This window comes from Streptomyces sp. NPDC021093, from assembly GCF_044333135.1.
Classification (GTDB): domain Bacteria; phylum Actinomycetota; class Actinomycetes; order Streptomycetales; family Streptomycetaceae; genus Streptomyces.
Genome location: NZ_JBIRQJ010000010.1, coordinates 18,965 through 43,232, shown reverse-complemented (window position 1 = coordinate 43,232; position 24,268 = coordinate 18,965). Strand labels below are relative to the sequence as shown.

General features: G+C 71.6%; 22 protein-coding genes. 12 read left to right on the top strand and 10 right to left on the bottom strand.

Features of this window, described 5'->3' with window-relative positions; genetic code table 11:
• Positions 1-80 precede the first annotated feature (80 nt).
• On the bottom strand, positions 81-611 hold the full coding sequence (locus ACH4SP_RS29655; protein WP_398419238.1) for a carboxymuconolactone decarboxylase family protein: 531 nt from the start codon (positions 609-611) through the stop codon (positions 81-83).
• 25 nt (positions 612-636) lie between these two features.
• Between ACH4SP_RS29655 and ACH4SP_RS29650 the strand changes: the two genes are divergently transcribed.
• Positions 637-1,149, top strand: a complete 513-nt coding sequence (locus tag ACH4SP_RS29650; RefSeq protein ID WP_398419237.1) for a MarR family winged helix-turn-helix transcriptional regulator — start codon at positions 637-639, stop codon at positions 1,147-1,149.
• 127 nt (positions 1,150-1,276) lie between these two features.
• Positions 1,277-2,275: an aldo/keto reductase gene (locus ACH4SP_RS29645; protein ID WP_398419235.1), complete on the top strand. Its 999-nt coding sequence runs from the start codon at positions 1,277-1,279 to the stop codon at positions 2,273-2,275.
• A 184-nt stretch (positions 2,276-2,459) separates the two neighbouring features.
• Here ACH4SP_RS29645 and thpR read toward each other — a convergent pair whose 3' ends face one another.
• Together thpR and ACH4SP_RS29635 are read right to left on the bottom strand one after the other, a co-directional pair.
• The gene (gene thpR, locus ACH4SP_RS29640; RefSeq protein WP_398419753.1) at positions 2,460-3,059 is read right to left on the bottom strand and encodes an RNA 2',3'-cyclic phosphodiesterase; all 600 of its coding nucleotides are present in this window, start codon (positions 3,057-3,059) and stop codon (positions 2,460-2,462) included.
• A 10-nt stretch (positions 3,060-3,069) separates the two neighbouring features.
• Entirely contained in the window at positions 3,070-3,813 is a 744-nt protein-coding gene (locus ACH4SP_RS29635) for a TetR/AcrR family transcriptional regulator (RefSeq protein ID WP_398419234.1), read from the bottom strand.
• A 359-nt stretch (positions 3,814-4,172) separates the two neighbouring features.
• Here ACH4SP_RS29635 and ACH4SP_RS29630 point away from each other — a divergent pair, with 359 nt between their 5' ends.
• Positions 4,173-5,618 carry an APC family permease gene (locus ACH4SP_RS29630; RefSeq protein WP_398419751.1) on the top strand — a complete coding sequence of 482 codons (1,446 nt, stop codon included), beginning with the start codon at positions 4,173-4,175 and terminating at the stop codon, positions 5,616-5,618.
• Between the two features lie 34 nt (positions 5,619-5,652).
• Positions 5,653-7,308, top strand: a complete 1,656-nt coding sequence (locus ACH4SP_RS29625; RefSeq protein ID WP_398419232.1) for an amidohydrolase — start codon at positions 5,653-5,655, stop codon at positions 7,306-7,308.
• A 201-nt stretch (positions 7,309-7,509) separates the two neighbouring features.
• Here ACH4SP_RS29625 and ACH4SP_RS29620 read toward each other — a convergent pair whose 3' ends face one another.
• Positions 7,510-8,850 (bottom strand): MFS transporter, encoded by a 1,341-nt coding sequence (locus ACH4SP_RS29620; protein ID WP_398419230.1) that lies wholly within the window; start codon positions 8,848-8,850, stop codon positions 7,510-7,512.
• A 76-nt stretch (positions 8,851-8,926) separates the two neighbouring features.
• The gene (locus ACH4SP_RS29615) at positions 8,927-9,364 is read right to left on the bottom strand and encodes a MarR family winged helix-turn-helix transcriptional regulator (RefSeq protein ID WP_398419228.1); all 438 of its coding nucleotides are present in this window, start codon (positions 9,362-9,364) and stop codon (positions 8,927-8,929) included.
• A gap of 157 nt (positions 9,365-9,521) precedes the next feature.
• Here ACH4SP_RS29615 and ACH4SP_RS29610 point away from each other — a divergent pair, with 157 nt between their 5' ends.
• Complete coding sequence (locus ACH4SP_RS29610) at positions 9,522-9,704, top strand: ribbon-helix-helix protein, CopG family (RefSeq protein ID WP_398419750.1); 183 nt, start codon at positions 9,522-9,524, stop codon at positions 9,702-9,704.
• 25 nt (positions 9,705-9,729) lie between these two features.
• Here the strand turns inward: ACH4SP_RS29610 and ACH4SP_RS29605 are convergent, their stop codons facing one another.
• A complete protein-coding gene (locus ACH4SP_RS29605; RefSeq protein WP_398419226.1) occupies positions 9,730-11,202 on the bottom strand; it encodes an NCS2 family permease in 1,473 nt (490 codons plus the stop codon).
• A gap of 202 nt (positions 11,203-11,404) precedes the next feature.
• On the opposite strand from ACH4SP_RS29605, the gene ACH4SP_RS29600 reads away from it, so the two are divergent.
• Complete coding sequence (locus tag ACH4SP_RS29600) at positions 11,405-11,704, top strand: DUF2530 domain-containing protein (protein ID WP_398419224.1); 300 nt, start codon at positions 11,405-11,407, stop codon at positions 11,702-11,704.
• Positions 11,705-11,918: 214 nt separating this feature from the next.
• Complete coding sequence (locus tag ACH4SP_RS29595; protein WP_398419222.1) at positions 11,919-14,372, top strand: HAD-IC family P-type ATPase; 2,454 nt, start codon at positions 11,919-11,921, stop codon at positions 14,370-14,372.
• 235 nt (positions 14,373-14,607) lie between these two features.
• On the opposite strand, the gene ACH4SP_RS29590 is transcribed toward ACH4SP_RS29595, so the two are convergent.
• Both ACH4SP_RS29590 and ACH4SP_RS29585 read right to left on the bottom strand, forming a co-directional pair.
• Positions 14,608-17,736: a sacsin N-terminal ATP-binding-like domain-containing protein gene (locus ACH4SP_RS29590; protein ID WP_398419220.1), complete on the bottom strand. Its 3,129-nt coding sequence runs from the start codon at positions 17,734-17,736 to the stop codon at positions 14,608-14,610.
• 220 nt (positions 17,737-17,956) lie between these two features.
• Positions 17,957-18,886: a DUF3027 domain-containing protein gene (locus tag ACH4SP_RS29585; RefSeq protein WP_398419218.1), complete on the bottom strand. Its 930-nt coding sequence runs from the start codon at positions 18,884-18,886 to the stop codon at positions 17,957-17,959.
• 286 nt (positions 18,887-19,172) lie between these two features.
• Between ACH4SP_RS29585 and ACH4SP_RS29580 the strand changes: the two genes are divergently transcribed.
• The 4 genes from ACH4SP_RS29580 to ACH4SP_RS29565 all read left to right on the top strand — a co-directional run bounded on the left by ACH4SP_RS29580 (position 19,173) and on the right by ACH4SP_RS29565 (position 22,774).
• A complete protein-coding gene (locus tag ACH4SP_RS29580) occupies positions 19,173-20,564 on the top strand; it encodes an MFS transporter (protein WP_398419216.1) in 1,392 nt (463 codons plus the stop codon).
• 197 nt (positions 20,565-20,761) lie between these two features.
• On the top strand, positions 20,762-21,250 hold the full coding sequence (locus ACH4SP_RS29575) for a DUF2771 domain-containing protein (protein ID WP_398419214.1): 489 nt from the start codon (positions 20,762-20,764) through the stop codon (positions 21,248-21,250).
• A 14-nt stretch (positions 21,251-21,264) separates the two neighbouring features.
• A complete protein-coding gene (locus tag ACH4SP_RS29570) occupies positions 21,265-21,936 on the top strand; it encodes a futalosine hydrolase (RefSeq protein ID WP_398419748.1) in 672 nt (223 codons plus the stop codon).
• Positions 21,920-22,774 (top strand): 1,4-dihydroxy-6-naphthoate synthase, encoded by an 855-nt coding sequence (locus ACH4SP_RS29565; RefSeq protein WP_398419212.1) that lies wholly within the window; start codon positions 21,920-21,922, stop codon positions 22,772-22,774. Before ACH4SP_RS29570 ends, ACH4SP_RS29565 begins: the two co-directional genes overlap by 17 nt.
• 9 nt (positions 22,775-22,783) lie before the next feature.
• Here ACH4SP_RS29565 and ACH4SP_RS29560 read toward each other — a convergent pair whose 3' ends face one another.
• Positions 22,784-23,167, bottom strand: coding sequence for a cold-shock protein (locus ACH4SP_RS29560; protein WP_384357350.1), 384 nt, complete (start codon positions 23,165-23,167; stop codon positions 22,784-22,786).
• Positions 23,168-23,334: 167 nt separating this feature from the next.
• Between ACH4SP_RS29560 and ACH4SP_RS29555 the strand changes: the two genes are divergently transcribed.
• On the top strand, positions 23,335-23,619 hold the full coding sequence (locus ACH4SP_RS29555; protein WP_398419210.1) for a hypothetical protein: 285 nt from the start codon (positions 23,335-23,337) through the stop codon (positions 23,617-23,619).
• Here the strand turns inward: ACH4SP_RS29555 and ACH4SP_RS29550 are convergent.
• Entirely contained in the window at positions 23,574-24,245 is a 672-nt protein-coding gene (locus ACH4SP_RS29550; protein ID WP_398419208.1) for an HAD family hydrolase, read from the bottom strand. The two genes, ACH4SP_RS29555 and ACH4SP_RS29550, sit on opposite strands and share 46 nt — an antisense overlap.
• Positions 24,246-24,268: the final 23 nt, after the last annotated feature.

Here is a 24,268-nt window from a genome sequence, read left to right as displayed (position 1 = left end):
CCCGAACGTACGGAGCGGGGCACCCCCGCCACCCCTGCCGAAAGTCATGCACCACCCGCATCTTCCGATCAGGGCGACCCTCACCCGACCCCGTGCTCGACGAGCCGGTTGGCGAAGGTGGAGAGGGTGTACGTGCCGATGCCGAGGACGACTTCGAGGGCGTTGCGCGGGGTGTACCCGTGCGCGTAGAAGGCTTCCAGTGCGGCGGCCTCCACGTCACCCGCCGTGTCCATCACGGCGTGCGTGAAGACCCGTACCGCATCCAATTCCGCATTGCTGAGCGGCAGTTGCTTCTCCAGGGCCTCGATCACCTCGGGCCCGGCCCCCAGCTTCTCCAGCTTTCCCGCGTGCATCCGCACACAGAAGCCGCACTCGTTCCTGGCCGCGACGGTCATGATCAGCACCTCGCGCGCGAGCGGCTCCAGCGTCGTGCTCTCGAAGAGCGCGCTCAGCCGGAGGAACCCGTTCAGCAGCTCGGGCGACTCGGCCTGCTTGGCGACGAGCGGCGGCAGGAAGCCGAAGCCCTTGACCACGCCCTCCATGGCCCGGACGGATCCGGCGGGTGCGGTGTCGCGAGTGTGCTCGGTGAATCGCAGATCGGTTCCGCGCATGCGTGGGCCCCCTAGAATCGACAACATGGTTGACGAAAAGAAAGTAAACCAGGTTGTCGATTCAGAAGCCACCCCCGGCTGGGAGCTCCCCTTCCTGCTCTTCGCCGGCTTCCGCTCCCTGATCGACCGCCTGCACGCGGAACTCGCGGACCAGGGCCACCCCCACGCACGCCCCGCGCACGGCTTCGCCATGCAGGCGATCGGCGCGTCAGGCCCTGCGGGCGCCACGGCCGGCGAGGTGGGCCGCCGACTCGGCGTCTCGAAGCAGGCCGCGGGCAAGACCGTCGACCGCCTGATCACCCTCGGCTACGCCACCGCGGCCCCCGACCCGGCCGACGCCCGCCGCAAACTCGTCCACCTCACCCCGCACGGCCGCGACGCCCTGACCCGCTCGGCCGCGATCTTCGAGACCCTGCGCGCGGAGTGGTCGCAGACGGTGGGCCGGGAGCGCGTACAGGACCTGGAGGCCGCCCTCCGCACGGTCGTCCCGCCGTCGGACCGGTTCAGGCTGGACACGGCGGGGTGGCTGGGCGGGTAGCCCGGCCCGCCCGACGCCCTGCATCCCCCGCTCCCCTGCTTCCCCGCTCCCCCGCTCCCACCCACTCTCCCCGCTCCCCCGTTTGCCCCTTGCGTCGAGCGCGCTCGAAGGCGTTGGCTTGGCTGTCATGAAGTACACACAGCTCGGACGCACCGGACTCAAGGTCAGCCGTCTCGTCCTCGGCACGATGAACTTCGGACCGCAGACCGACGAGGCCGACAGCCACACGATCATGGACGCCGCGCTCGGCGCCGGCGTCAACTTCTTCGACACCGCGAACGCCTACGGCTGGGGCAACAACAAGGGCCGCACGGAAGAGATCATCGGCTCCTGGTTCGCCAAGGGCGACGGGCGGCGCGACAAGGTCGTCCTCGGGACGAAGGTGTACGCCAACATGGCGGGCGACGGCGAGGAGCCGTGGCCCAACCACGACAAGCTCTCCGCCGTGAACATCCGGCGGTCGGTCGAGGCCAGCCTGAAGCGGCTCGGCACCGACCACATCGACGTGTACCAGTTCCACCACGTCGACCGGTCGACCCCCTTCGAGGAGATCTGGCAGGCCGTCGACGTCCTGATCCAGCAGGGGAAGATCCTCTACGCCGGGTCGTCCAACTTCGCCGGCTGGCACATCGCCCGCGCCAACGAGACCGCGCGCCGGCTCGGCTCGTACGGTCTGGTCAGCGAGCAGTGTCTATACAACCTCGCCGAGCGGCGCGCCGAGATGGAGGTGATCCCGGCGGCCCAGGAGTACGGGCTGGGGGTCATCCCGTGGTCACCGCTGCACGGCGGTCTCCTCGGCGGGGCGCTGCGCAAGGAGCGCGAGGGCGGCGGCGCGCGCACCGCTTCGGGACGGGCGGCGGAAGAGCTCGCGAAGCCGGAGGTACGGGCCCGGGTGCAGGCGTACGAGGACCTGCTCGACAAGCACGGCATCGAGCCCGGCGAGGCGGCGCTCGCCTGGCTGCTGACGCGGCCGGGCGTCACCGGGCCGATCGTCGGCCCGCGCACCGCCGACCAGCTCGCGTCCGCGCTGCGCGCGGTCGAGCTGGAGCTGTCGGCGGAGGTGCTGACGGGGCTGGACGAGATCTTCCCGGGACCGGGAGCATCGCCCGAGGCCTTCGCCTGGTAGGGAAGGCCCCGGTGAGAAGGACCAGTGGGAAGGCCTCGGCGGGGAAGGACCGGTTCTCGTCAGTTGCCCGCGATGGATGCCACCGCGATGACGGCGAACATCAGGACGAGCACGCCGGCCATGATCTGGTTACGGATTTTGGGATTCACACATCGAGCGTAACCGGACGGGTCGGCGGTCCGGCTCACCGGCCCAGCGGCCAGGCGGTGACGGTTTCGTAGCGCGAACCGGAACCACTCGCTCCGTGAGTGGCCGGGTCGCCGCGCAGATTGCTGCGTACGAGGGCGAGCTCGGACACCGTCCAGGGCGTGCCGGTGAAAGGGGCGAGGGCGGCGAGGTACGGACCGAGGTCCGCGTCTCCCGCCCTCGCCTCCTCGCGTCGGCTGCGGGTACGGGCGAGGGTGAGGTGGGGGCGGAACGGGAGACCGGTGTCGGGCTCGACCCCGGCCTCCCGGGCGGCGTCCCCGGCCGCTGCGGCGAGGCGGCGCAGGGCGACGGTGTCACCGGACGCACCGGCCCAGAGGGCACGGCCCGCGAAGTGTCCGCTGCCGTGGAGGGCGAGGGAGAAGGGGGTCGCGCCTGCGGCGGCGTGGGCAAGGGCCCGCTGGAGCGGAGGAATCCGCTCCTCCTCGACCTCACCGAGGAACGCGAGCGTGAAGTGCCAGCCGGGCCGACCGGTCCAGCGAAGGGCCTCCGCCCCCGGAAGCTTCTCCAACCGGTCGACGGTCCGGGCGAGTTCGGCCATCGCCTGCGGCGGGGGGAGGACGGCGACGAAGAGTCTCATGTTCATGGGATCAGTGTGCACAGGGTGGGGCCGGAGGGGGTCGATGTCCGGGGCTGTGCCCCGTGCCCGGCTGCGTCGCGCGTCCCTCGATCGCCGCCAGCACCAGCTCCAGCGCCCCCTCGAACGCCGACTCCGCCATCACCGGCAAATGCTCCCGCACCGCGTACAGATGCGGATACTCCTCCTCCGACACCCCCGCGTACGCCGACTCCCACGCCCCCGCGTCCGCCTCCTGCTGCTCGGGGCGCAGGCCCTGGACCGCCGCGTCCAGGGCCGCGTGGCCCAGGACCGTGTCGACGAAGGCGTGGTAGTGGCGGACCGCCGCCGCCTCGTCGAAGCCCGCCGCGCGCAGCAGGCCGATGCCCGTGTCGATGGCGCGCTGTTCGTTCGGGAGCCGGGTGACGCGGAAGCCGCTCAACAGGGCGGCGCGCGGGTGACGTTGGGCCGAGTGGTACGCCCGTATGCCGAAGTCCCGTAGCGAGGCACGCCAGTTGGCGGGGTCGGGATCCGGTACGAAGCCCGCCATCGTCTCGCCGATCAGGCGGTCGCCGAGCGCCAGGTGCAGGTCCTCCACCGAGCGGAAGTAGCGGTAGACCGCGCTCGGGTCGGCGCCGAGGGCCTGGCCCAGCCTGCGCATGGTCAGGGCCTCCGCGCCGTGCTCCTCGACCAGGGCGAGCGCCTTCTCGACGATCGACTCCGCGGACAGGACGACCCCGGAGCGCGTCGGCCGCCGCCGCTTCCGCTCGACCGGCACGCGCGCCGCGTCACCACGCGTGCCACCCCCCGCGTCACCACGCGTGCCACCCCCCATGTCACCACGCGTGCCGACCCATGCGTCGCCCTGTGTGCCGCTCCGTGCGCCGTTCGTTGCCATTGGTCCGAGGCCCCCTCGACGATCTCCGTTCCCACCTGCGGTCAGTTAACCACCGCGTTACGTCAACACCATTGACATAAGTCTGACGGCAGCTGTTTCATCGGCGCACACCACCCATACGCCCAGGACCCGCAGGAGTGTGCGCCGTGCCCCCGAACACGCAGCAGCCACCGTCCGTGCCCCAGCAGGCGCCCCAGCAGGCGCCCGCCCTGCGCCGCTCCCTCGGTGTCAAGGACGGCATGGCCATCGCCGCCTCCAGTACCGCCGCCACCACCAGCATCGGCATCGGCATGGGGTCGCTGGCCGCCTACGCGGGCCGGCAGACGCCGGTACTCCTTCTTCTCGCGTTCCTGCCGATCGTCGGCATCGCCCTCGCGTACGCCCGCCTCAACCGCACCGAACCCAACTGCGGCGCCGGTTACACCTGGGTGGGGCGGGCCATCGGGCCCTGGTCCGGGTTCCTCACCGGGTGGGTCATCCTCGTCGGCACCATGATCTTCATGGCGTACACCGGGGCGGTGACCGGCTCGGTCATCCTCCAGTTCCTCAACAAGCTGGGCATCGACTCCGCCTTCGGCCTCGCCCTCGACCCGGCCTCCACCGGCATCAGCACCGTCGTCGGGCTGGTCGCGCTCGTCGCGGTCACCATCACCGCGATCACCGGGGTGCGCGGCGCCACCCGGCTCCAACTCGGCCTGCTGATCTTCGAGTACGCCGTACTGATCGTCTTCTGCGGCTGGGCGATCCTCGTCGGCGACCAGCCCTTCTCGCTCTCCTGGCTGAACCCCTTCGAGATCTCCTCCGGCCAGTCGCTCGCCCAGGGGCTCGTCCTCGCCGTCTTCATCTTCTGGGGCTGGGACGCCGCGTTCAGCGTCAACGAGGAGAGCAAGGACCCGCGTGACGCGGCCAAGGGCGGCTTCATCGCCCTCCTCACCATGCTCGGCCTGTTCCTCTTCGCGTCGATCGCCTTCCAACGGGTCATGAGCACCGGCGAGTTGGTGGAGAACGGACCGGCCGCCCTCACCTTCCTCGGCTCCCACCTCGCCTCCGAACCATGGGCCTCCCTCCCCCTCGCCGCCCTGATGTGCTCCGCCTTCGCCTCGCTCCAGTCGAGCGTCATCCCCACCGCACGCGGCAACCTCGCGATGAGCCGCGACCGCACGCTGGGCAGGATGTGGGCCCGCATCCACCCGCGCTTCGGCACCCCGGCGATCGGCACGCTCGTCCTCATGGCGATCGCCGCCGCCATTTCCGTCCTCGCGGTCGGCATCCCCAAGCTCAACGACATGATCCTCACCGCCGTGAACTCCATCGGCCTGATCGTCGCCCTCTACTACGGCCTGACCGCGATCGCCTGCGCGGTCCGCTTCCGGGCCAACCTGCGGGCGGGGGCCCGCGAGGCCCTCGCCTCGGTGATCGTGCCCACCGTGAGCGGACTGGCCCTCTTCGGACTCGGCGGGTACCTGGCGTACACGTACGCCACGATGAGCGACCACTTCGAGGCGAGCCCGGACAACGGCTGGTTCATGCTGACCATTCCGGTGGGGATCCTCGCGTCCGGTTTCGTGGCGGCGGCGATCGCCAAATGGGGCCGCAAGTCCCCCTACTTCACCTCCGAGGGGCGGGGCCGGGGCACCGACCCGGACGCCGTGGTCCTGCCGATGGACCGCACCGCCGCACTCTGACCCACCCACACCTCTTCTTCAAGGAGCACTTCGCATGCCGACGTTCGACCAGCCCGCAGACCTCGTCCTCACCGGCGGCCCCGTGCACACGGTGGACGCCGCCCGCAGCCGGGCGACCACCGTCGCCGTGCGCGCCGGGCGGATCGTCGCCGTCGGGCACGACGAGGTGCGCGGACTGATCGGGTCGGGCACCCAAGTCGTCGATCTGGAAGGGAAGTTGCTGATCCCGGGCTTCCAGGACGCCCATGTCCACCCGGTCGGCGGCGGCGTCGAGATGGGCCAGTGCGACCTGACGGGGGCGGAGACGGCCGACGAGTACCGCACGATCATCGCCGCGTACGCGGAGGTACACCCCGAGGCGGAGTGGATCACCGGCGGCGGCTGGTCCATGGAGGCCTTCCCCGGCGGCACCCCCACCCGCGACTTCCTCGACGCGCTCGTCCCCGACCGCCCCGTCTACCTGGTCAACCGCGACCACCACGGCGGCCTCGCCAACTCCCGTGCACTGGAGCTGTGTTCGGTCACCCGGGACACCCAGGACCCGGCCGACGGCCGACTGGAGCGGGACGGCGCGGGCGTGCCGACCGGCATGCTCCAGGAGGGCGCGATGGGGCTCGTCGCCCGACATGTCCCCGCCCCGACCAGGGACGCCATTCTCGCCGGGCTGCTCCGTGCCCAGGAACTGCTCCACTCGTACGGTGTCACCGCCTGGCAGGACGCCATGATCGGTACGCACGCGGGCATGGCCGACCCGACGCCCGCCTACGCGTTGGCCGCCCGGGACGGCCTGCTCACCGCCCGCGTGACCGGCGCCCTCTGGTGGGACCGGGCCCGCGGCGCCGAGCAGCTTCCCGAACTCCTGGCCCTGCGCGACAAGTTGACCATCGGAGACCGACTCCGCGCCTCCACTGTGAAGATCATGCAGGACGGCGTCGCGGAGAACCGCACCGCCGCGATGCTCGACCCCTACCTGACCGCCTGCGGCTGCCCGTCCGACAACTCCGGCATCTCCTTCATCGACCCCAAGTCCCTCTCCTCATACGTCACTTCACTCGACGCGGCCGGGTTCCAGGTGCACTTCCACGCGCTGGGCGACCGGGCCGTACGGGAGGCCCTGGACGCGATCGAGGCGGCCCGCGCGGCCAACGGCCGGACCGACACCCGCCCGCACCTCGCCCACCTCCAGGTCGTCCACCCCTCCGACGTGCCCCGCTTCCGCGCCCTCGGAGCCACCGCCAACATCCAGGCGCTCTGGGCGGCCCACGAGCCCCAGATGGACGAGCTGACCATCCCCTTCCTCGGCCCCGAACGCGCCGCCCACCAGTACCCCTTCGGCGACCTGCTCCGCTCCGGGGCGACCCTGTGCGCGGGCAGCGACTGGCCGGTCAGCAGCCCGGACCCGCTCGCCGCGCTCCAGGTCGCGGTCACCCGCCGCGAACCGGGCTGCGCCGCCGACACCCCGGTCTTCCTCCCGGACCAGCGCATCGACCTGGGTGCGGCACTGGCGGCGTACACGGCGGGCAGCGCCTACGCGAACCACCTCGACGACACCGGCTCGATCCGCCCCTGCATGCTGGCCGACCTGACCGTCCTGGACCGAGACATCTTCGCGGCCCCGCCGGAGGAGATCGCGTCGGCACGGGTCGTGTCCACGTACGTGGGCGGTGTGGAGGTGTACTCGGCGGGGTGAGCCGGGTGGGGCCGGGCCTGCCCCGTGCGCTCCGGGAAGAGAGACCCCCCTCTCCGTACTCGCTGGTCGAGCCGTCCCATGTGCCTCGGCACCGCTGGGACCGGTCGAGCGTACAGAACGTCCGTGCCCCGCCGGGGAAGTTGATCCGGCGGGGCACGGACGTACGGGGCGGGGCAACTTCCCGGAGCGCACAGTCAGGCCCTACGCCACCGCCACCAGTTCCCTGCGGCGAGCAGCCCTCGCGCTCGGGACCAGTTGAAGGTGCTGATGACCCCGGCGCAGGTCCACCTTCGGTCGCAGCCCGCCGACCCGGCAGAGCAGCAGACCCACCCCCGCCGCGGCCAGAGCGGAAATCACACCGCCCGCCGCGAATCCGATCCGCGCGCCGTACGTGTCGGTGATCCAGCCGAGGAGCGGCGCCCCCAGCGGCGTACCGCCGGTGAACACCATCATGAAGAGGGCCATGACGCGCCCCCGCATCGCGGGGTCCGTCGCCATCTGGACGCTCGAATTCGCCGTGACGTTGACGGTCAGGCCGAACATGCCGATCGGCACCATCATCGCCGCGAACAGCCAGAACGACGGGGCGAAGGCGGTCACCGTCTCCAGCACTCCGAAGAGCACCGCGGCGCCCACCAGCAGCCGCAGGCGGGACGTCCCGCGCCGGGCGGCCAGGAGCGCGCCCGCGAGCGAGCCCGCCGCCATCAGCGTGTTGAGCAGCCCGTAGGTGCCCGCGCCCTCGTGGAAGACGTCGCTGGTGAAGGCGGACAGCCAGATCGGGAAGTTGAAGCCGAACGTGCCGATGAAGCCGACAAGCACGATCGGCCAGATCAGCTCGGGACGGCCCGCGACGTAACGCAGTCCCTCCCTCAGCTGCCCCTTGCCGCGCGGCGCCCGCTCCACCTTGTGGAGTTCGGAGGTACGCATCATCAGCAGTCCGACGATGGGCGCGATGAACGACAGGCCGTTCAGCAGGAAGGCGAAACCGCTGCCCACGGCCGTGATCAGAACACCGGCGACCGCCGGTCCCACCAGTCGCGCCGACTGGAAGTTCGCGGAGTTCAGGCTGACCGCGTTGCGGATCTCGTCGGGGCCGACCATCTCGGCGACGAAGGTCTGCCGGGCGGGGTTGTCGACGACGGTCACGAGTCCGCCGACGAAGGCGGTCGCGTAGACGTGCCAGACCTCGACGTGGCCGGTCAGGGTGAGCGCCGCCAGGGCCAGGCCGGTCAGGCCCATCGCGGACTGGGTGACCAGCAGCAGCGGCCGCTTCGGCAGGCGGTCGGCGAGGACGCCTCCGTACAGGCCGAAGAGCAGCATCGGGAGGAACTGCAGGGCGATGGTGACACCCACGGCGGACGCGGATCCGGTGAGTGAGAGCACCAGCCAGTCCTGGGCTATTCGCTGCATCCAGGTGCCGGTGTTGGAAACTACTTGCCCGCTTGCGAAGAGCCGGTAGTTCCGGTTCCTGAGCGAGCTGAACATGGACTGCTTGGGGGTGGTCGGTGCGGGGGCGGAGTCTGCTCCGGATCCCGTACTCAATGTGGGTTCGCCTCCTTGGCGGCGCGCGGGGTCGTTGACGGCAGGGCCCACCCTGGGCAGGCCAGCAAACTGGCACTTACAGGTGGGCGAGCTTCTCCAGGACCGGGGCTGCAGCGCGCAGCTTCGCCCATTCGTCCTCGTCCAGACCGTCGGCGAGGCGGGCCAGCCAGACGTTCCGCTTGCGGCGGCTCTCTTCGAGCATCGCCTCGGCGGTCTCGGTCTGGCTGACCACCTTCTGCCGGCGGTCCTCGGGGTGCGGCTCCAGCCTGACCAGGCCCTTCGCTTCGAGCAGTGCCACGATGCGGGTCATCGACGGCGGCTGTACGTGTTCCTTGCGGGCCAGCTCGCCGGGTGTGGCGGAGCCGCAGCGGGCGAGGGTGCCGAGCACCGACATCTCGGTGGGGCTCAGCGACTCGTCGACCCGCTGGTGCTTCAGTCGTCGGCCGAGGAGCATGACTGCGGAGCGGAGTGCGTTCACGGCGGCGGCGTTGTCGCCGTGGGACAGGTCAGGCATGTTTGTTAGCGTAACTCATTACCCACTCTAAAGACCACCCCAGCCACAGTGGCACGGGACACGGGGGCAGAAGTCACCCGTACGAGTGAGAACGGGGCGGAAAGTGACGCATGCCGCCCGGCCCCGGACGGACCCTGGGGCAGTGACCCCACCAGCGATGGAATCCTCGGTGCTCAGCCTCCGGATAGACGGCGAGCTCCTCGACCGCCTCCGGGACCATGCCGCGAAACGCGGAATGAGCGTCCAGGACTATGTGGTCCGGACGCTCATTCGCGACGACTTCGACGAGCGCTTCAAGACGGCGGTCGACGAGACGGAGAAGTTCTACGGGGCGGCATGAGCCCCGTTCGTATCCACTGGTGCTGCTACGTAAGACCCAGCGCCGGCATCAGGTAGTAGAAGCCGAAGACCGCCGACACGGCGTACATCGCGACCGGGACCTCGCGCCCGCGCCCGGCCGCCAGCCGCAGCACGCAGAAGCTGACGAAGCCGATGCCGATGCCGTTCGTGATCGAGTACGTGAACGGCATCATCAGCATCGTCAGGAACGCCGGGATCGCGATCGTGTAGTCGCTCCAGTCGATCGCCCTGATCGAGCCGGACAGGATCAGGAAGCCGACCGCGAGCAGCGCGGGCGTGGCCGCCTGCGACGGGACCATCGTGACCAGCGGGGTCAGGAAGAGTCCTGCCGCGAAGAGGCCGCCGGTGACCATGTTGGCGAGACCCGTGCGCGCGCCCTCGCCGACACCGGCCGTGGACTCCACGAAGCAGGTGGTGGCGGAGGAGGAGGTTCCGCCGCCCGCGGCGACCGCGAGGCCGTCGACGAGGAGGACCTTGTTGACGCCGGGCAGGTTGCCCTTCTCGTCCGTCAGCTTGGCCTCGTCGCCGACCGCGAGGATCGTGCCCATCGCGTCGAAGAAGCAGGACAGCAGGACGGAGAAGACGAAGAGGACGCCGGTGAGGATGCCGACCTTCTCGAAGCCGCCGAACAGGCTGACCTTGCCGACAAGACCGAAGTCGGGCATGGCGACCGGGTTGCCGGGCCACTCGGGCGTCGTCAGGCCCCAGCTCTTCACGTCCGCGACCGCGTGGATGATCATCGCGACGACGGTCATGACGACCATCGAGATCAGGATCGCGCCGGGCACCTTGCGGGTCAGCAGGGCCAGCGTGAGCAGGACGCCCAGGACGAAGACCAGGACCGGCCAGCCGTTGAGGTGGCCGCCCGTGCCGAGCTGGAGCGGGACGGTGGTGTGCGCGGCGTCCGGGATGCGGGAGACGAAGCCCGAGTCGACGAGGCCGATCAGCATGATGAACAGGCCGATGCCGATGGCGATGCCCTTGCGCAGGCCCAGCGGCACCGCGTTCATCACGCGCTCCCGGAGCCCGGTGGCGACCATCAGCATGACGATGAGACCGGCGAGCACGACCATGCCCATCGCGTCCGGCCAGCTCATGCGCGGGGCGAGCTGGAGGGCCACGACGGTGTTCACGCCGAGGCCGGCCGCGAGGGCGATCGGGACGTTGCCGATGACGCCCATCAGGAGCGTGGAGAAGGCGGCGGTCAGGACGGTCGCGGTGACCAGCTGGCCGTTGTCGAGCTGGTGCCCGTACATGTCCTTGGCGCTGCCGAGGATGATCGGGTTCAGCACGATGATGTACGCCATCGCGAAGAAAGTGGCGAGACCGCCGCGCAGCTCGCGGCCGACGGTCGAACCCCGCTCGGTGATCTTGAAGAACCGGTCGAGTCCGTTGACCGGCCCCTGCGGCTGTGCCGCTGACGACTCGGGGACGGGCGGCTGCTCGGCGGCATCCACCGGGGAGCTGGCGGGGGGCATGCGTGACCTCACGGGGAGAAGGCAGGAGCGGGGTGAAAACCGGTCAGACTTGGATGTTCAAACGAACGGAACAAGTCAATCCAAGGAATATTCAGTATGAATGCATAAGGGGAAGATCGGTATCTCCGCGCGTAGACCCATGGGCCGCCCGGCTCGACGGCCTTCCCGCGACCCCTCTCCGGCCGCGGCCTACACTGCTCGCATGGCGAAGTGGACTGCGAAGCACGAGGCACCCGAGCCCCTGGAGGGGCCCGTGGTCGGCACGATCACCGGTGGCACGATCATCTGGTTCGTGATCTTCCTCGCCCAGGCCGCGTTCTACGGCTGGTTCGCCGACCGCGACCTGCTCTGGTGGTACTGGACACCGCTGGCCGGCGCGGGACTCGGCCTCATCGGCATCTGGTACGTGCGGGGGCGCGACGCGGCGCTGAAGCGGTTCGCGGCGGAGAAGGCGGCACAGGCCGCGCGGACGGCCGGGGAGAGCGCGCCCTCGGCCCCGTAGCCGACTGGTCCTGTGACCGACCGGCCCTGTGACCGACCGGTCCTGTGATCGACCAGCCCCGTGACCGACCGGCCCCGTAGCCGACGAAAGTCGCCGCGGTTGTACATCTCGCGGCCGGGCCGCGTCGTACCGAGGTCTGATCTTGCCTCCCCGTGGCCCTGAAATCCGCTCCCTCGACGGGTAAACCCGGACATCCGGTCGTACGGTCGAGTGCATGACGCACATTGACGCGGGCTCGGAGCTGGACCCCGTACACCCGGTGAATCCACCTGCCTCCGAAGGGCCCGTCGCCGTGCGCGCGACCGGGTCGGCCGGGACGCTGCCGGCCGCGACCGGGCTGACCTCGGCCGAGGTGGCGGAGCGGATCGCCCGGGGTGAGGTCAACGACGTTCCGGTGCGGAGTTCGCGCTCGACGGCGGAGATCGTCCGGGGCAACGTCTTCACCCGCTTCAACGCGATCATCGGCGTGCTGTGGATCATCATGCTGTTCGTCGCGCCGATCCAGGACAGCCTGTTCGGCTTCGTGATCATCGCGAACACCGGCATCGGCATCATCCAGGAGCTGCGCGCCAAGAAGACCCTCGACGGGCTCGCGGTCATCGGCGAGGCAAAGCCGACGGTGCGCCGCGACGGGGTGGCCGCCGAGATCTCCACCTCCCAGATCGTCCTCGGCGACGTCATCGAGCTGGGCCCCGGCGACAAGGTCGTGGTCGACGGTGAGGTCGCGGAGGCCGACAGCCTCGAAGTCGACGAGTCGCTGCTGACGGGCGAGGCGGACCCCGTCCTCAAGAAGCCGGGCGACGTCATGATGTCCGGCTCGTTCGTGGTCGCGGGCGGCGGCGCCTTCACGGCGACGAAGGTCGGCCGGGAGGCGTACGCGGCACAGCTCGCCGAGGAGGCGTCCCGCTTCACCCTCGTCCACTCCGAGCTGCGCTCCGGCATCTCCACGATCCTCAAGTACGTGACGTGGATGATGATCCCGACGGCGATCGGGCTGATCATCAGCCAGATGGTCGTGAAGGACAACGACTTCAAGAACTCCGTCGCCCGCACCGTCGGCGGCATCGTCCCGATGATCCCCGAGGGCCTGGTCCTCCTCACCTCGGTCGCCTTCGCCATCGGCGTCATCCGCCTCGGCCGCAAGCAGTGCCTGGTGCAGGAGCTGCCCGCGATCGAGGGCCTGGCGCGCGTCGACGTCGTCTGCCTCGACAAGACCGGCACCCTCACCGAGGGCGGCATGGACGTCACGGAGCTGCGGGCGCTGGGCGGGACCGACGAGGCGTACGTACGACAGGTGCTGGGCGCACTCGGCGAGTCCGACCCGCGCCCCAACGCGAGCCTCCAGGCCATCAAGGACAAGTACCCGGACGAGGCCGAGTGGCGGGTCCAGGAGTCCCTCCCCTTCTCCTCAGCGCGGAAGTACAGCGGGGCGTCCTTCAGCGACGGTACGGGCGAGAACTCGACGTGGCTCCTCGGCGCCCCCGACGTGCTGCTGCCCCCCGGCGACCCGCACCTCGCGGAGATCGACGACCTGAACGCGCAGGGCCTGCGCGTCCTCCTCCTGGCCCGCGCGACCGGCTCGGAGCTGACCGACCCGCAGGTGGGCTCGGGCGCCACCGCGACCGCCCTCGTCGTCCTGGAACAGCGGCTGCGCCCCGATGCGGGCGAGACCCTCGCCTACTTCGCCGACCAGGACGTGGCGGCCAAGGTGATCTCCGGCGACAACGCGGTGTCGGTCGGCGCGGTGGCCGGGAAGCTCGGCCTGCCGGGCGCGGAGAACACCATCGACGCCCGCCAACTCCCGAAGGACCAGGCCGAGATGGCGGCGGTCCTCGACTCGAACGCGGTCTTCGGGCGGGTCACGCCGCAGCAGAAGCGGGACATGGTCGCGGCCCTCCAGTCGAAGGGCCACACGGTCGCCATGACGGGCGACGGCGTCAACGACGTCCTCGCCCTGAAGGACGCCGACATCGGCGTCTCGATGGGCTCGGGCTCGGAGGCGACGCGCGCGGTCGCGCAGATCGTCCTCCTCAACAACAGCTTCGCCACCCTCCCGTCGGTGGTCGCCGAGGGCCGCCGCGTCATCGGCAACATCACGCGGGTCGCGACCCTCTTCCTGACGAAGACCGTCTACTCCGTCCTCCTCGCCATCATGGTGGTCTGCTCCCAGGTCGAGTACCCCTTCCTCCCGCGGCACCTGACCCTCCTCTCCACCCTCACGATCGGCATCCCGGCCTTCTTCCTGGCCCTCGCGCCGAACAAGGAGCGGGCGAAGCCGCACTTCGTACGGAGGGTGATGCGGTACGCGATCCCGAGCGGGGTCATCGCAGCGGTCGCCACCTTCACCACCTACCTGCTCGCCCGCTCCCACTACTCCGGCCCCGACGCGCTGGCCGCGGAGACCAGCGCGGCGACGCTGACGCTCTTCCTGGTGTCGATGTGGGTACTGGCGATCATCGCCAGGCCGTACACGTGGTGGCGGATCGCGCTGGTGGCGACGATGGGGGCCGGATTCCTGCTGGTGCTGGCGGTGCCGTGGCTCCAGCACTTCTTCGCACTGAAGCTGATCGGGACGACGATGCCGTGGACGGCGGTCGGGATCGCCGTGGCGGCGGCGGCGCTGCTGGAGGGATCGTGGAGGTGGGTCGGCCGCAAGTGGCCGGCGTAGGGCATTCACGGGGGCGCGCGGTCGCGGGGGCAGGCTTTTAGGGGCGCGGGGAACTGCGCGGCCAGCCACGACGCACCCGCACGGGCCGCGGTCGCGAGGGCATGCGGGCGCGAGGGCGTGCGGTCGCTGAGGGCGTGCCGCAGTGGGGGGCCGCCCCCTTGCCCACCCGTTCCGCCCCCGGGGGGCGGCCCCGCTGCCCAAGGGGGCTAGGGGGCAGGTGGCCCGCCCAGACTCCTCAGTCGAACCATCTGTTGCGGGACAGTTCCGACGTTCGGGTCGGGTCCTCCAGGAGCGCGGCCACCTCGAAGCGGCGCGGCCACTGACCGGTCGCCCAGGCCAGTGCGGCGGCCACGCCCTCCAGTGTGGACGCGTGGAGCACCCCGTCCGGTGTCCCGCGCCAGTCCAGTTCCACGCCGCCCGCGAGCAGCTCCTCGTGTTCGAGGTACGTCGCCGGGGTCCGCGACCCCAGCAGCTCCCGTACCGCCGGCGGGACCTCCCGTACGATGCCCTCCGAGCTCACCTCTCCCGGCACCGTCTCCCCCAGCCCCCGCACCTGGAACAGCTCCGCCAGCCGTGCCGCCCGCGAAGGCGCGACCGGCAGCAGGGCCAGTCCGCCGGTCAGCGGCAGCAGGTCCGGGGCGTCCGCGACGAGCGCGTCGGCCGCGTCCACGACCTCCACCCGCCCGTCGACGACCGCGCACAGCTCGTCGGGAAGCGTCACCTGCTCCGGATCCAGGTCGGCCAACGCCGTATACAGCGCGTGCAGTTGGTGCTCGTCGACCTCGCTCGAAGGGTCCGCGAGCCGGCCGAGCAGCTCCGCCGCACCGCCCGGCTCTGCGAGCAGCGAGGCCAGCGAGGTCCGTACGCCCAGCGCCCGCAGCACCTGCTCGTCCTCGAAGCCGGTCGCGTCGGCCTCGTCGTAGAGGCCTTCCAGGAGTGCGTCGCCGCCGGCCGCCAGCAGGCCCGCCGGGCGGCGCCCGTCAAGCACCGGGTGGTCGCGCAGCCACCACGCCGTGTACGGGCGTACGGACCGCGTCGTCCCGTCCGGCAGCAGCACCCGCACCTGCTGGGTGAGGGCGTCCCGCAGCGGCGGCTGTGCCAGCAGGGCGAGGGCTTGGGGCCACTTGTCGTCGTCGACCAGATCCAGGTCCCGTACGGCCACGATCTCCGTCGCCACCGGCGGCACCGGCGTCCGGGGCAGCTGGTCGAGGATGTCCTCGCACCACACGTCGACCGCGTCGAGCAGCCCCGCGTCGTCCGGCTCGGCGAAGTCGCCGTCGCGCGGTTCGAGCTCGTCCGGGTCGAGCACGACGTCCGTCGCCCGTACGAGAGCGAAGGTGGCCAGCACGCCGACGGCGGCGAGCACCTGCTCCCCCCACTTGTCCGTCAGCTCCTGGTCGGCGAAGGCCAGTTCGTCCTCCCGCATGACCTGCGCGAAGTCCGATCCCGGCACCACCAGCTCGCCGGCCGGGGCCAGTTCCCCGTCCTCGTCCGGCAGGGCCAGCGCACCCAGCCACGGCTCGTCGCCCGGCGCCAGGTCCGCGTCCCGTACGAGGCCGAGCACCGTCTCGGCCAGTTCGTCCGCGTCGAGCCCGTCCTCGTCCCAGATGTCCGAACCGTCGAGCGAGCCCGCAACCGCCGCCCGCACCTGGGGAGTCGTCAGCACCGCACGCGGCGTCGCGGGCAGCGCGCCCAGCTTCTCCAGGAGCGGGTGGGCGGCCTCCGCGTGCGCCACCCGCAGCCCGAGCCGGGCGAGCTGTTCGGGGGCGGTGGTGTCCGGCAGCGGGAGGAGGACCTGGCGCGGCCCGATCGCCGTACGCCCGTTGGCGAGCGGCACCGGGAGGCCCGCCAGGCGGTCCGGGTCGACGCCGGCCAGCGACTCGTACAGCCGCCGCCACCAGCCGGGAGCGCGCTCGGCGCCGCCGATGCGCTCGACGGCGTCACCGAGCGGGAGCCGCCCCACGCCCAACGTCCGCAGTTCCGCCCGCCGTTCGAGCCCGGCGGGCAGGAGGGTGGGCAGGACTTCCGCCAGTACGCGTACGGTCTCGTCGCCCGCCCCCTCCACGACCTCCGCCTCGAACGGGCGCAGCGCGGGCTGCTCCTCGGTGGGCGCGGCGGGCAGCAGGAAGGGGATGCGCGGCAGCCGGGCGACGATCGCGGCGCGCAGCGCTCCGTCCAGCTCGCCCTTCCCCAGCGGTCCCGGGACGAGCGAGAGGGTGCCGGTGGACAGCGGCTCCCAGCCGCTCAGCAGCTCGGCGTACGTGTCGGCCGCCCGCTCCACGAGGAAGTCGGTGAGCGGACCCGGGGCGGGGTGCCTGCGGGTGGTGTCCAGCGGCAGCGAGGCGATGAGCAGCGCCGGTACGCCCAGCGGCTCGTCGGTCGGCGTCGGCGCGTGCACGACGCGCGCGGTGCGCGGCGGCAGCGGGGAGCCGTCGTCGTCGACGGGGACGGCCCAGGTGAGGGACCAGTGCGGGCGCAGGCGCTCCTCGACGGGGCGGTCCGCGAGGAGGTCGCGGGTGAGGGGGCCGGACGCGGCGGCCGTGCGCCAGCGGGTCGTGCCGTGCGCGCTGTCCCGTACCTCTGTGTACGCCCCGTCCACCGACCGGGCCAGCGTCCGTACCGTCTCGGGCGTCTCGACGACGACCTCGCTCAGCCCAGGCAGCGTCAGCAGCAGCGCGTCGTCGATCGCGGCGAGCAGGTGCTCGACCAGCGCCACGGCCGCCGGGTCGCGCAGCGGGAGCACGACGACCGTGTCGTACCCCTCGGGCGCGGTCCCCTCGGCGGGCAACGGCAGCCGCAGCAGCGGCACATGGCCGTCGCGGCGGCGGAGTTCGTCGGCGAGTCCTGGGCTGCGCAGCGCGGACTCGTCCGCCATTCCGCGCGCCTCGGCGAGCGACCAGCGCACACCGCCGTGCCGGCCGAGCACGGCGGGCTCGTCGCTCACCGCGAGCACGGCGGCGAACCCGACGCCGAAGCGGCCGACGGCGGTGTCGGTGTCCTCGCGCTTGGCGGAGGCCCGCAGCGTGCTGAGCGACTCCGCGCCGGCGGCGTCCAGCGGAGCGCCGGTGTTCGCGGCGGCGAGCACGGCGGGCCCGTCGGCGGTGGCCGGGTGCAGGGTCAGCCGCAGCCGTCCGACCGCCCCCGCGCGTCCCGCCGCGTCGGCGGCGTTCTGTGCCAGCTCCACGACGAGCCGGTCCCGGTAGCCGCCGAGGGCGAGGTCCTCCTCCGCGTTCGCGTCCTCCCGGAAACGGGCCGGGGTAGCGGTCCAGGCGTCCAGCACACCGCGCCGCAGCCGTGCGGTGCCGAACGGGTCACCGGGGTCGCCCTCGTTCGCCCCGCTGGAATCCGTCTCCGATGCGCTCACGGTGGTCGCTCCTCTGTCGTGGTCTGCGGCGTGCAAGGTACCGCGCGGCTGACCCATGCCCCTGCCCCGTGAGCGGCCGGACAGTCCCGTTCAGGGGCGCGGGGCAGTATCGATTTGCGGCTCCGCCGCGTGGGCGCGACCGGCCACGGACGCACCTGCACGCGCAAAACCCTGCCCGGACGGGCAACCCCTGTTCCGGGCGAAGCCCGGAGAGCCAGGGTCAGGAGTGACCCAGGTCCTCCGACTCCGGGTCCGCGGTCCCCGGCACCGATCCGCCCGCCGGGTCCGGCCTCAGCGGAAAGGCGTCGACCGCCATCGAGTCGTGCACAGGACCCGTCGGCTTCGGGGTCTTCGGCATGACGGCCGCCTCCGAGTGGCCGCCGCAGCCGTACGAGAGCGAGACGACATGGCCGTCCGCCGGGCCGAATTCATTGGCGCAGATACCGAAGGCCTGGCCGAGCGAGCCGGAGACCGGGATGAGGAACGCGCAGGAGACACAGGTGGCGGGGGCCGCTTGCGCCATCGGGGTCTTCGCGCCGTACTCCTCGTCCCAGCGGTCGGCCGCCAGGTGGAGGCCGTAGCGGGACAGGACGCGGGCCCGGCGCATGCCGAGCTCCTCGGCCACGGAGGTGATCGAGCCCCGGACCGGAACCGGTGCGACCGGAGCGGTCAGTTCCGCATCCTCGGCATCCGCCACCTCGGCGAGGGCCTGGGACTCCATCTCCTCGGAGAGGAGCGAGTTCGGCGGCGGGGCGTCCTCGCCCGTCCAGCCGGGCTCCAGCCGGAGGTCCTCCGCCTCCGTCGGGAGCAGGTCGCCGGGGCCCATGTCGCCGGGGCGCAGCCGCTCGCTCCACGGCACCCATTCGGGGGCCTGGAGGGAGTCGGGGCCCGGCAGCAGGACCGTCTCGTCGAGGGTGACGAACTTCGCGCGGGACGCGCGGGCCACCGTGACGGCCCAGCGCCAGCCGCGGTAGCCGGGCTCCTTGGCCTCGAAGAGGTGGGTGACCACCCGGTCGCCCTCGGCGAAGAGAGTGACGTGCTCGCCGACCACCCCGGGGAAGGCGGCCTCCTCGGCGGCCTCGCGCGCGAGGTCGACCGCTTCGGCGCACAGACGGTCAGGGGTACGGCTTCTCGTCGTCGCAGCACTCACAGGTTTCGCTTCTCTCCTACGCCGTATCACGGGTGCGCCTGCCGAGGAGCGATGCAGATGGATGTACGAGCCGCGGGCGGAGCGGACCATGGGGCCGCGTCGACGTCCGCGCCCGACCTACCTACTGCCTCGGGCACACCTTCCGCCATCCATTCTGCGGGATCGCTGAGAGGCGCGCGGCCGAGGACAACCGCCGGTGGCGCGCTACGCACGCTACCCCCTCCGCCGCCCCCATCCCACCTGCGCGTCCGAATCCTGGTTCGGGTCGGGTGGGGCCCGCGCGTCTTTGGGGCACTATGGCGGGGTGGCCAGCACACGTTCGTCGTCACGCTCGAACGTCCCAACTGGGCCGCTGCGCAAGGCGGGCCGGGCGGTCGGCCGCGCCCTCCACCTGCCGTTCACCGGTACGGCGCGGGGCATCAGGCGCGCCACGCACGCGCACGGCGCGGGTGAGTCGGGGCTCGGAAAGCTCATCGAACTGCACGCCGTCAACGGCGCGGGCGACGTATTGATCACAATCGCGCTCGCCTCGACCGTTTTCTTTTCCGTACCGACCGACGAGGCCAGGGGCCGTGTCGCCCTCTACCTGGCGATCACCATGGCGCCCTTCACCCTGCTGGCCCCGGTGATCGGCCCGCTCCTGGACCGGCTGCCGCACGGGCGGCGGGCCGCGATGGCGGGCGCGATGCTGGCGCGGGCGGTGCTGGCGCTGGCGATGTCGGGGGCGGTGGCGACGGGAGGCATCGAGCTGTACCCGGCGGCGCTGGGCGTACTGGTGGCCTCGAAGGCGTACGGAGTCGTCCGGAGCGCCGTCGTGCCGAGGCTGCTGCCACCGCGCTTCTCGCTGGTCAAGGCGAACTCGCGGGTGACCCTCGCGGGTCTGCTCGCGACGGGGGCCGCCGCACCCATCGGGGCGGCGCTGCAGCGCGTCGGTCCTGCCTGGCCGCTGTACGGGGCCTTCCTCGTCTTCGTGGCCGGCACCTTCCTCGCCTTCTCCCTCCCCGGAAAGGTGGACTCCGCGAAGGGTGAACGGCGCGCCCATCTGGCCTCCGAACACCCGGGAGAGGAAGAGGCACCGGAACGCCCGGGGCGGGGCCTTCGCGACGTGGGCCCGTCCGTCGTCCACGCCCTCCAGGCGAACGCGGCCCTGCGCGCGCTCTCCGGCTTCCTGATCTTCTTCCTCGCCTTCCTGCTGCGCCAGCACCCGCTGGCCGGGCAGAGCGCGGCGGTCTCCCTCGGGATCGTCGGAGTCGCCGCGGGCCTGGGGAACGCGGTGGGAACGGCGGTCGGCGCCTGGCTGAAGTCCCGCGCACCCGAACTGATCATCGCGACGGTGCTCGGCATCGCGCTGGGCGTTTCCGCACTGACCGCCGTCTTCTTCGGCGGGGTGCTGGTGGCGGTACTGGGGGCGACGGCGGGGCTCTGCCAGGCCCTGGGAAAGCTGTCGCTGGACGCTTTGATCCAGCGCGACGTGCCGGAGGCGGTACGGAACTCGGCGTTCGCCAGATCCGAGACGCTGCTGCAGGTCGCATGGGTGGTGGGCGGCGCGATCGGCATCGTGCTGCCACTGGTGGCCTGGCTGGGAATGAGCGTGGGCGCGGCCCTGGTGACGCTCGGCGTACTGCTGTCGCTACGAGGCCTACTGGGCGCAGGCCGCAAGAGAGTAGGACTGCGGTAGAGCCCCATAGGGGCGCGGGGCTGCATCGATTTGCGGCTCCGCCGCGTGGGCGCGACCAGCCACAACGCACCCGCACCCGACACACCCCGCCCAACCGGGCAACCCCTGGGTCCGGGCGCAGCCCGGCAAGTCACGCCACGAACACCCCGAAAACCCCCCGGCGCAGCCGGGCCCGGTTCGGGCGATAGCCTTCGCGCATGACCGTTGCGTTGTTCTCGGGCAAGGCCCGCCGTACCGCTGCCGCCCTCGGCGTTGTCTCCGCCGGGCTGCTCGCCCTCTCCGCCTGCGACAAGCCGACGCCGCGCGCCACCATCACGGTCGGCTCGGAATCGGTGAACTCCGAGGCCGCCTGCTACGCCCACGGCGACGCGGGCGTCAGCGAGAAGGAGACCCCGGGCTGCCTGAACAAGAAGCCCGCCAAGTCCATCAAGGTCTCCATGGAGGACAAGGTCCGCCTGGGCGTCGACCCCGAGGTCGCCGAGAACGGCTGGACGGTCTTCATCAACGGGCAGCCCGCCGAGCAGGAGCCGTTCAAGAAGACGTACCGGTCCATCCCGGGCAACGCGTTCTTCAGCAGCGGCCAGCAGGGCTCCCCGCCCGCCAAGGAGGCGACGGTCAGCATCGTCGAGACCGGCGGCAAGAAGCTCATCGGCGTGTGGAGCTTCAAGCTGGAGAAGGCTTCCTGAACCCCGTGACCCCTGTGAACGTCCTCGTCGTGACCGCGGTCCCCGCTGAGCGGGACGCGGTCACGCGTGCGTTCGGGGGGAACCTCCGGGGGTACGACGTGATCTCCGGCGGTGTCGGCCCCGCCGCGGCCGCCGCATCCACCGCCCGCGCCCTCGCCACAGCTGCCGCCGCCTCCGCCCCGTACGACCTGGTGATCTCCGCCGGGATCGGCGGCGGGTTCGCGGACGTCGCGCCGGTCGGCTCCGTCGTCGTCGCCGATGCGATCGTCGCCGCCGACCTCGGCGCCGAGACGGCGGAGGGATACGTTCCGGTCACCGGGCTCGGCTTCGGGACCGTCGAGCACCTGCCGCCCGCCGCTCTCGTACGTACGGCGGCGCGGGCCACCGGCGCCGCCGCCGGCACCGTCCTCACCGTCTCCACCGTCACCGGCACCGCCGCCCGCGCCGCCGAGCTGCGCGTGCGGCACCCGTACGCCGCCGTCGAGGCGATGGAGGGGTTCGGGGTGGCGGAGGCCGCCGCCCTCTTCGGGCTGCCGGTGCTCGAAATCCGTGCCGTCTCCAACGCCGTCGGGCCGCGCGACCGCGACGCCTGGCGGATCGGGGACGCGCTCGCCGCGCTGAGCGACGCCTTCGGGAAGCTCAGGCCCGTACTGGAGAGTTGGACACCACATGACGACGCAATCTGATGCCTTGAAGATCGCCTTCTCCCCCTGCCCCAACGACACCTTCGTCTTCGACGCGTGGGCGCACGGCCGGGTGCCAGGGGCGCCGGAACTCGACGTCACCTTCGCGGACATCGACATCACCAACGCGATGGCCGAGCGCGGCGAGTTCGACGTGCTCAAGGTGTCGTACGCCGTGCTGCCGTGGGTCCTCGACGACTACGCGCTGCTGCCGTGCGGCGGGGCGCTCGGCCGGGGCTGCGGGCCGCTGGTCCTGACGAAGGACGCGGACGTCGACCTGACCGGGAAGACCGTCGCCGTGCCGAGCGAGCGCTCGACGGCGTACCTGCTGTTCCGGCTGTGGGCGGCCGACGTGGTGCCGGGCGGGGTCGGCGAGGTCGTCGTCATGCCGTTCGACCAGATCATGCCCGCGGTGCGGGACGGCAAGGTGGACGCGGGCCTTGTCATCCACGAGGCCCGGTTCACGTACCAGAACTACGGCCTGCACAAGCTGGCCGACATGGGCGAGCACTGGGAGGCCACCACCGGGCTGCCCATCCCGCTCGGCGCGATCATCGCCAAGCGCTCGCTGGGCGAGGCCCGGCTGCGGGAGCTGGCGCAGGCCGCGCGCACGTCCGTGACGATGGCGTGGGACGAGCCGGAGGCGTCGCGTCCGTACGTCGCGGCGCACGCCCAGGAGATGGACCCGGCCGTCGCCGACCAGCACATCGGGCTGTACGTGAACGAGTTCACGGCGGAGCTCGGCGAGGACGGGTACGCGGCGGTGCGCGGACTCCTGGAACGTGCGGCGGCCGAGGGGCTCGTTCCGCCCCTCGGCCGCGATGCGCTGAGTTTCCCGTAGACCGGGCGCCTACACGTCGAGCTGGTCCGCCACCGCCCGCAGCAGGCCCGCGATCTTCGCGCCGGCCGCCTTGTCGGGGTAGCGGCCCCGCTCCAGCTGCGGGGTGATGTTCTCCAGGAGCGTCGTCAGGTCCTGCACGATCGACGCGAGCTCGTCGGGCTTGCGGCGCTGGGCCGCCGCGACCGACGGGGTCGGGTCGAGGACCGTCACCGACAGGGCCTGGTCGCCGCGCTGGCCGGCGACGACACCGAATTCCACGCGTTGGCCGGGCTTGAGGCTCTCGACACCGGCCGGGAGCACCGAGGAGTGGACGAAAACGTCGCCGCCGTCGTCGCGCGAAAGGAAGCCGAAGCCCTTTTCTCCGTTGAACCACTTGACCTTGCCGGTAGGCACCGTCTGTCCTCGTCCTCGTACTCGTCGGGTCCGGAAAGGCCGCGAAAGCGGTTCCGGATAGCACTCAGCGGGTCGTCATCGACCCGCCACTCACCAGGCTAATCGTCTGTGCGCTGCTGACAAGAGTCGCCGGATGCTTCCTCAGAGCTGGGAACTACCCTTGCCGGGTGAGCAATGAAACCCCCGCGGCACAGTCCGCGAAAGAGAGCACGACCGGCGATCGGCTGGTTCGCGTCGGTGCTGTCGTCTTCTTCGTCGGTGCGGTCGCCACCCTGGTCACGGTGGCCCCGCTGTTCCTGAAGACGGAGCCGTTCCCGTCGGTGGCGTACGCCGTCTGCATGCTGATGGGCGTCGGTTTCGTGATCGCGGCGGCCGGTGTGCTCTGGTCGATCTCCGCCCAGAGGCGTCAGGCCAAGGCCGTGTCGGCCTCCCCCGCTTCCGCCGCGCAGTAGTCGGCGAACCAGGCGGGGAAGGCGGTCAGGTCCGGCAGGACCACGTCCGCACCCGCTTCCTCCAACGCCTGTGCGTCGTACGGTCCCGTCGGCACGGTGACCGAGAGAGCGCCCGCCGCGCGTGCGCCCCGTACGTCGCCGAGGTGGTCCCCCACGTAGACGGCCGCCCCGTGCTCGCGCAGTGCGAGGGCCTTGCCCTCCGCCCACACATTGCCGATGACGGCGTCCACCTCGATGCCCAGGTGGGTGAGGTGCAGCTTGGCGTTGGGCTCCCACTTGCCGGTGACGACGACCGCCCGGCCGCCCGCCGCACGCACCGCGGCGACGGCCTCGCGGGCCCCCGGGAGCGCGGTGGCCGGGGCGATCGCGCACGCGGGGTAGAGCGCGCGGTAGCGGTTCGCGGCCTCCTCGACCTGTTCGGCGGGGAACCAGTTGGCGATCTCGTCCTCCAGCGGAGGGCCGAGCCGGGTGACGACCAGGTCGGCGTCGATCTCCACCCCGGTTTCGGCGGAAAGCCGCTGGTAGGCGGCCCGGATGCCGGGGCGGGTGTCGATCAGCGTCATGTCGAGGTCGAAGCCGACGGCGGGTCCTGCCACAGGGGAACCAAGGGACTCAAGTGTGGTCATGACTGCCATTGTGCCGGGACGGC

Coding starts and splice junctions, on each gene's coding strand:
- ACH4SP_RS29650 (WP_398419237.1), top strand. CDS start 637: ATGGTTGACGAAAAGAAAGTAAACCAGGTTGTCGATTCAGAAGCCACC.
- ACH4SP_RS29605 (WP_398419226.1), bottom strand. CDS start 11,202: ATGCCCCCCGCCAGCTCCCCGGTGGATGCCGCCGAGCAGCCGCCCGTC.
- ACH4SP_RS29595 (WP_398419222.1), top strand. CDS start 11,919: ATGACGCACATTGACGCGGGCTCGGAGCTGGACCCCGTACACCCGGTG.
- ACH4SP_RS29625 (WP_398419232.1), top strand. CDS start 5,653: ATGCCGACGTTCGACCAGCCCGCAGACCTCGTCCTCACCGGCGGCCCC.
- thpR (WP_398419753.1), bottom strand. CDS start 3,059: ATGAGACTCTTCGTCGCCGTCCTCCCCCCGCCGCAGGCGATGGCCGAA.
- ACH4SP_RS29575 (WP_398419214.1), top strand. CDS start 20,762: ATGACCGTTGCGTTGTTCTCGGGCAAGGCCCGCCGTACCGCTGCCGCC.
- ACH4SP_RS29550 (WP_398419208.1), bottom strand. CDS start 24,245: ATGACCACACTTGAGTCCCTTGGTTCCCCTGTGGCAGGACCCGCCGTC.
- ACH4SP_RS29565 (WP_398419212.1), top strand. CDS start 21,920: ATGACGACGCAATCTGATGCCTTGAAGATCGCCTTCTCCCCCTGCCCC.
- ACH4SP_RS29600 (WP_398419224.1), top strand. CDS start 11,405: ATGGCGAAGTGGACTGCGAAGCACGAGGCACCCGAGCCCCTGGAGGGG.
- ACH4SP_RS29615 (WP_398419228.1), bottom strand. CDS start 9,364: ATGCCTGACCTGTCCCACGGCGACAACGCCGCCGCCGTGAACGCACTC.
- ACH4SP_RS29630 (WP_398419751.1), top strand. CDS start 4,173: ATGGCCATCGCCGCCTCCAGTACCGCCGCCACCACCAGCATCGGCATC.
- ACH4SP_RS29645 (WP_398419235.1), top strand. CDS start 1,277: ATGAAGTACACACAGCTCGGACGCACCGGACTCAAGGTCAGCCGTCTC.
- ACH4SP_RS29610 (WP_398419750.1), top strand. CDS start 9,522: ATGGAATCCTCGGTGCTCAGCCTCCGGATAGACGGCGAGCTCCTCGAC.
- ACH4SP_RS29655 (WP_398419238.1), bottom strand. CDS start 611: ATGCGCGGAACCGATCTGCGATTCACCGAGCACACTCGCGACACCGCA.